The organism is Nitrospirota bacterium (assembly GCA_016212215.1).
GTDB lineage: Bacteria > Nitrospirota > 9FT-COMBO-42-15 > HDB-SIOI813 > HDB-SIOI813 > JACRGV01.
In genome coordinates this window covers 1-5,655 of the sequence record JACRGV010000086.1, presented here as the reverse complement: position 1 = coordinate 5,655, position 5,655 = coordinate 1, and the positions used below count along the sequence as shown (strand labels likewise).

The following is a 5,655-nucleotide window of genomic DNA, read 5'->3' as shown; positions in this document are numbered from 1 at the left end:
TTTCACAAGAGGTCAAGGTATTTTCTAATAGTGATGCGAAAGAACTCATTCAAGAATTGAAGTCAATTTCAAAAATGCTCCAAGCGTTACATAACTCGTTGAAAAACCGTGAACCGTAAACTGATAACTGTGAACGGTTACGTCAATCTGTATTAATTTATCTCCACTTTACAAGGGGAAGTTAGGTGGGTTGAAGCTCATAAGACCAGAAATATCTTATACCCTTTTCTTTCAGATACTTTTCGGTATTGGGATGATAGTCATACGCTACAAATAATAAATAGACTTCAGGATTTCCTTCAATCTCTTTGATCCGCTCCGCTATCTTCACAAATCTATCTATCTCTGTCCTGGATGGTCTTACCTTTGCCTCACCTAATAATAGTATCTCCCGTTTTCCTGCTCTGGCCTTTCCGTATATATTTATCTGATTGTATTTACCCTTCGAAGTTTCATAATATCGCCTTATAAGTCTGCCTGTTACTTCTATGCCTTCTTCTTGTTCTAAGATGTCCGGCAAAGATTTACATGCAAGGTCTTCAAGGGAATAACCGACGGAGTTTGAAACACCTTCAAGCCGTTCCTCTATTATTTCCACTTTTCCTATAAGACGATTAAGGCTATTCTCTGTTCTTTTCTGAGCTTCAGCAAGTTCCTCGACTTTAAGTTCTGTTCTTTTCTGAGCTTCAGCAAGTTCCTCGACTTTAAGTTCTGTTCTTTTCTGAGCTTCAGCGAGTTCCTCGACTCTAAGTTCTGTTCTTTTCTGAGCTTCCGCAAGTTCCTCGACTCTAAGTTCTGTTCTTTTCTGAGCTTCCGCGAGATCTTTAACTATACCCTTTAATTCATTAAAATCGTTTGTCTTTACAAGGTCACTATAAGCAGTAACGATTATGTTAGAGAGCACAGATGACTGCCTTGCATTGAAAACCTTTTCCAATTCTTTCTTTATAGTTTGAGCTGTCCGCATAATTTTTCATATTATAACAAATTATTATATTATTATACAATCGAAAAATTGGGGTTGAGGTCTATTAAGGTCTTTCAAATTCCGTTCCCCCTGTCCGTCAAATAATACCTAAGTGAAAATAATTCAGAGAAGGGAAATATTCATGAAGAAATATTTTATTGTTATTTCGTTTATTATTATATTGCTTGTACCTTGTAAGAAAACCTTAGACTGCAATTCAGACAGTAGAAAAAAAGGGGTAACATCTCCAGTCCTGTAGACCTTTAGTAGTTTCCTGATTTTTAATTTCCTTTAAGCCATATCATTTTGTTCTTGATTTGCGTTAATCTGTACGTTATTATGGTGTACAACATGCAGAGCGAATCAAATCATCAGGTCCTCAGCCGCCTTCGGCAGGAGTTGCAGGGTCTTCTTAAAGAGATGGAGCGGACTCTTGAAGTCGTATATGGGCGTGGTACTCTCATCAAGGGCAATGTTTACGAGATGGCAAGGAAGTGTGGTAAACCCTCATGTATGTGTACCCGTGGAGAGTTACACCGGAGCATGGTTTTGAGTTGGAGTCAGAAGGGGAAGACGCGGTTGATGTCGGTTCCTGCCGGAAGGCTTACGGAGTTACGTAAAAAAAGCGAGGAATATCTTCGTGTTCGCAGTGCGAGGGCACAGGTCTCGGTGATTTCAAAACAGATGCTATCTGTGATGGATCACATTGAGAAGCTTCGCATGGAGGAGCCTTGATATGGCAGAAATCGCAGAGAAGACATCAACTGCCATGCTCTTTGAGCGTAACGACCGGCTGGTGATTGAGGCATTCCAACGCGGGGAGTTCGATTATCTTGAAGGAGTGGGATCAGGATTACATTCGCAAGATGGCCAAGAGAACTGATGCAGGGTTACTTATGAAGTGGGGTTTAATCGTGACGTAACCGGAATCTTTAAACAGCACCATGCCTTTGACCCCGAGGGGATATTCATCGGAGATGCTACCTATCTGTTTGTGCCTGACAATGAAAAATATGAGGGATCGTCACGTATGCTTTTTGATAAACACAACCATCCGGTAAATCCTAAAGAAGTTTTACCGGCGGAACGTGCCCGCTGCACATGGCGTCGTGCCTACAAGCTGGTGAGCCTTATCCACACCAATCGTACCGGAGACTTTTTTCTGTATGCAGGCATAGATGTAGTCAGTGCCAAAGATCATGAGTGCCCTGTTCTATACCGCATGGTGGAACAGTTTGTCGGGTTTCACGGCAAGGGCATTATGAAAAAGCTGATTCTGGATAGAGGGTTTCTGGATGGCCCAGCAATAGGACGCTGCAAAAATGAGTGGGGAATCAACGTGCTGATTCCGGCACGCAGATCTATGGATATTTATACAGATGTCGTAGGATTGGCTAAAAGGCGGAGGGCTGAACTTTAAACATTGGGAATCACCGGCTCAAAACTCCATGCCGATTCCGATTCATCGGCCGGAACATATAAGAAAGCGTGAGGAGGCAAGGCAGCGTACACTGTCCAAACGTAAGGTTGAGAGCAAGGTGCAGGCTCAACCGGATGTAAATACCCTGCTTCGTTCAGAAGTTGCAGTGGTCAAAGGTCTGGAAACATTCTCTACCTGCCCTGTGCCACTGGATGCTGTTGTCAATAAAGAAGTATTTGCTGATGGCAGCGAGGATTACTGGGTGTTGCTATCTACAGAACCCATTTCCGACCCTGCATTGGGACGACAGGACTATGCCCTGCGCACAACCATTGAAGAACGTCATCGCCAGTTGAAGTGCTTTTCCGACCTGGAGGCATTTACCTCACGCTCCTTCAACATAATCGTTAATCAGGTTGTCTTTGTTTTGTTGACATATAGTCTTCTACAATGGTATCTGCTGCGAATAGGACGTAAGGAACTAAATGCCAAGACTCGCCCCCGTACCATGGATTTGTTGCGGCCAACCACTACAGCAATACTCATTTTTTATCAAAACTATGTAGCCTACCTGAGTCCTCTTCAACATCAGGAACTGGTTCTTACTCTTGATGAGCCTGCCCGAATAAAAATCCTGGCCAAGACACGTAAACTCCGCCGTAGTTTGGTCAATCAGCTCATGAATCCACGTCCTCCATAGGACTCCGCTCTTTAGAGAAACCCCAGAAATCTAATAAAATAAGAACCTAAGAACATTGCCACCTTCCAAATACCGGGAATGTGTTGCATCTTAATTGTATCTCCTTCTGATACTCTGGCTCTCTAAAATCTCAACTCCTTATAAATAGCCCCCTATTTACAGTTTAAACCATATCCTTTATATAAAAATGGCACGGTATAGTAAAAATGGCACGGTATCTGGGGTTATCTTGTGACAATCTGATTACTACTGTCTGAATTGCAGAACCTTAGAAAATCCCCTTGACAGCTTATAATACAGATAGTAGGATATTGCTCGAAGTTTTCGATTTTTCTATAAGTGAAGTAAAAACGAGCTTTAATAGAAACGGAGGAATCAAGAGGATTTCTAAGAAAATGGAGGGGGCTGCTCAAAAGTTAGCAGTAATAAATTCAATTTAAGGAGGAATCATTATGAGTACAAAGATATTGTTATGTTGTATTCTGTTGTCATTCATGTGTGTAGGCTGTGCATATACCTATAAAGTTAATTATCCACCGGCAAGTGAAGCATTTGTTACCTGTGGAGATGATCCTGGAACGGAGAGCAATAAGTCGTATATTCCTAAAGGATTTTACTTCTATACAGAACAAGAGGTCTGCCTGCCAATCCCAGTGGTAGGTTTAATTGGCATGAATTCAGTGACACCAGATAAAGTATATAAGAACAGTCTCATACCTGCTATAAATGAGATGGGGGGTGACGCCTTAATTTGTGGCGGTGTTGACTATACCCGAGGTACTGGATTCTTGGGACGTTTTTTTGGTGTAGGATGTCTTCTTGGAGGAGGTTCTACAATCAAGGCTTCAGGAAATGTTGTGAAAAGACCTTAAATTGACATTATAAGATATGGATGTGATGTACCTCCATAATCTTATATGAGATTTATTAATGGCCTACAAATCCCGTTTACATATATTCATTGCTATCCTACTTTTATCTTGTGCTCAGTCTTTGTCTTTTGCGCAATCAGTCGTAACCTCCAAAGTCTCAGAAAAAATATTAGCCAGGGGAGAGCTTGATAATATCTATTTTAATGTTGAGGTTATAAAAGAAAAACCCAATATGAATGTTGATATTGCAGTATTGGAAAGGTTGAAAAAGGAATTACACGATGAGTTGATTTATGCCGGGGCATCAAGCAACAGTTCCTCATTTAAAAACGGAGGGCCTATTTTAAATATAAGCTTAGTATGCTCAAAAATTTCTACAAATAATGATAGATGGTCATATATCTCATATTGTGATTGCAGATATTCTTTTTCAACCTCGGATATTGAAAAAGGAAATTACTTGAGCATATCTGAATACAGTAAAGACCCTGAAGATAGCAAAACTAAGGCAATACGTAGGATATTAAAAGAATTGCTGCAGAGTCGAGATTTTCAACAAGTAAAAAATACTGTTATGGATGATGTATTAAAAACCAATTTTATCGGTAAACGTGCCTCTAGTCAGGAGATTTCATTGTCTGATATAGATACAAACATCCCGGTAACCCGCAATGAGAACAAAAATGCCATTGCAGTGATTATAGGGAATTCCAACTATCAAAAAACAAAGAAGGTAGACTACTCTATTAATGATGCTCAGACCATAAAAAAATATCTCATTAACGTCTTTGGTTACAAAGAAGACAACATTTTTTACATTGAGAATGCTTCAAAAACAGATTTTGAAGTCTTGTTTGGCAACAAAGACTCATATCAAGGGAAGCTCTATAATGCAGTTAAGGAAGGGAAGTCGGATGTCTTCGTTTACTATTCGGGGCATGGGGCTCCGGGTTTGAAGGACAAAAAAGGCTACTTTGTTCCCGTTGAGGCCGATCCCCAATACCTTGAACTCAGCGGTTATCCGGCAGATGTCTTTTATCAGAATCTTTCCCATATACCATCCCGATCAACAACAGTAGTCCTTGATGCCTGTTTTTCAGGGACAACAATTTTTGACAACATATCACCGATAGCGATTACTATTGACAATCCTGTTATAAACCTAAAGAATGGTGTGGTCTTGTCCAGTTCATCCGGCAACCAGGTGTCTACTTGGTACAACGATAAAAATCATGGGATGTTTACATATTTCTTTCTCAAAGCTATCAAAGACAAGGTGGCGGACAAGAACAGAGATAACAACCTTACTTTTGAAGAGATATACCAGTATATCACGGATAAAACAGAGGGTGTTCCATTTTATGCCCGACGGGTCCACGGGGTTGAGCAAAACCCTACTATCGAGGGAAATTATCAGGGAAAGGTGTTGGTTAGCTATTAATCGGCGATGCGATATGCTCCACTACAATTACTGATTCATCACCCTGAACATCCAAATTTCTACGTACTCATCAAACGAAGAACTCCCCCCCTCTCCGCAGGACACCCATGCCGTTATTCAGACCTCCTGAACTCGGCAAAACGATCCTTGATGGTTGAGTAGTCGCTAACCTATTGTAATAATTTTATTAATATCTTCCCATAGTCAAAACATTTTACGCTGTTTGTTCATAGTGTAAGATTCTGTTATGATCCC

General features: G+C 40.7%; 7 protein-coding genes. 6 read left to right on the top strand and 1 reads right to left on the bottom strand.

All coding sequences use genetic code 11. The annotated features are described in order from the left end of the window. Window positions 1-181: 181 nt before the first annotated feature. Window positions 182-967, bottom strand: a complete 786-nt coding sequence (locus HZA08_07950; GenBank protein ID MBI5193354.1) for a hypothetical protein — start codon at window positions 965-967, stop codon at window positions 182-184. A 351-nt stretch (window positions 968-1,318) separates the two neighbouring features. Here HZA08_07950 and HZA08_07945 point away from each other — a divergent pair, with 351 nt between their 5' ends. The 6 genes from HZA08_07945 to HZA08_07920 all read left to right on the top strand — a co-directional run bounded on the left by HZA08_07945 (window position 1,319) and on the right by HZA08_07920 (window position 5,400). Then, entirely contained in the window at window positions 1,319-1,702 is a 384-nt protein-coding gene (locus HZA08_07945) for a hypothetical protein (GenBank protein MBI5193353.1), read from the top strand. Window position 1,703: 1 nt separating this feature from the next. Then, the gene (locus tag HZA08_07940) at window positions 1,704-1,850 is read left to right on the top strand and encodes a hypothetical protein (GenBank protein MBI5193352.1); all 147 of its coding nucleotides are present in this window, start codon (window positions 1,704-1,706) and stop codon (window positions 1,848-1,850) included. Window positions 1,851-1,868: 18 nt separating this feature from the next. Beyond that, a complete protein-coding gene (locus tag HZA08_07935; GenBank protein ID MBI5193351.1) occupies window positions 1,869-2,387 on the top strand; it encodes a hypothetical protein in 519 nt (172 codons plus the stop codon). Window positions 2,388-2,415: 28 nt separating this feature from the next. After that, window positions 2,416-3,087, top strand: a complete 672-nt coding sequence (locus HZA08_07930; protein ID MBI5193350.1) for a hypothetical protein — start codon at window positions 2,416-2,418, stop codon at window positions 3,085-3,087. A gap of 452 nt (window positions 3,088-3,539) precedes the next feature. Further along, window positions 3,540-3,959: a hypothetical protein gene (locus tag HZA08_07925; GenBank protein ID MBI5193349.1), complete on the top strand. Its 420-nt coding sequence runs from the start codon at window positions 3,540-3,542 to the stop codon at window positions 3,957-3,959. 58 nt (window positions 3,960-4,017) lie between these two features. Then, window positions 4,018-5,400 (top strand): caspase family protein, encoded by a 1,383-nt coding sequence (locus tag HZA08_07920; protein MBI5193348.1) that lies wholly within the window; start codon window positions 4,018-4,020, stop codon window positions 5,398-5,400. Window positions 5,401-5,655 lie beyond the last annotated feature (255 nt).

Bases quoted from the DNA above. Each gene is read 5' to 3' on its own strand.
- HZA08_07925 (MBI5193349.1), top strand. From the start codon at position 3,540: ATGAGTACAAAGATATTGTTATGTTGTATTCTGTTGTCATTCATGTGT.
- HZA08_07930 (MBI5193350.1), top strand. From the start codon at position 2,416: ATGCCGATTCCGATTCATCGGCCGGAACATATAAGAAAGCGTGAGGAG.
- HZA08_07945 (MBI5193353.1), top strand. From the start codon at position 1,319: ATGCAGAGCGAATCAAATCATCAGGTCCTCAGCCGCCTTCGGCAGGAG.
- HZA08_07920 (MBI5193348.1), top strand. From the start codon at position 4,018: ATGGCCTACAAATCCCGTTTACATATATTCATTGCTATCCTACTTTTA.
- HZA08_07950 (MBI5193354.1), bottom strand. From the start codon at position 967: ATGCGGACAGCTCAAACTATAAAGAAAGAATTGGAAAAGGTTTTCAAT.
- HZA08_07940 (MBI5193352.1), top strand. From the start codon at position 1,704: ATGGCAGAAATCGCAGAGAAGACATCAACTGCCATGCTCTTTGAGCGT.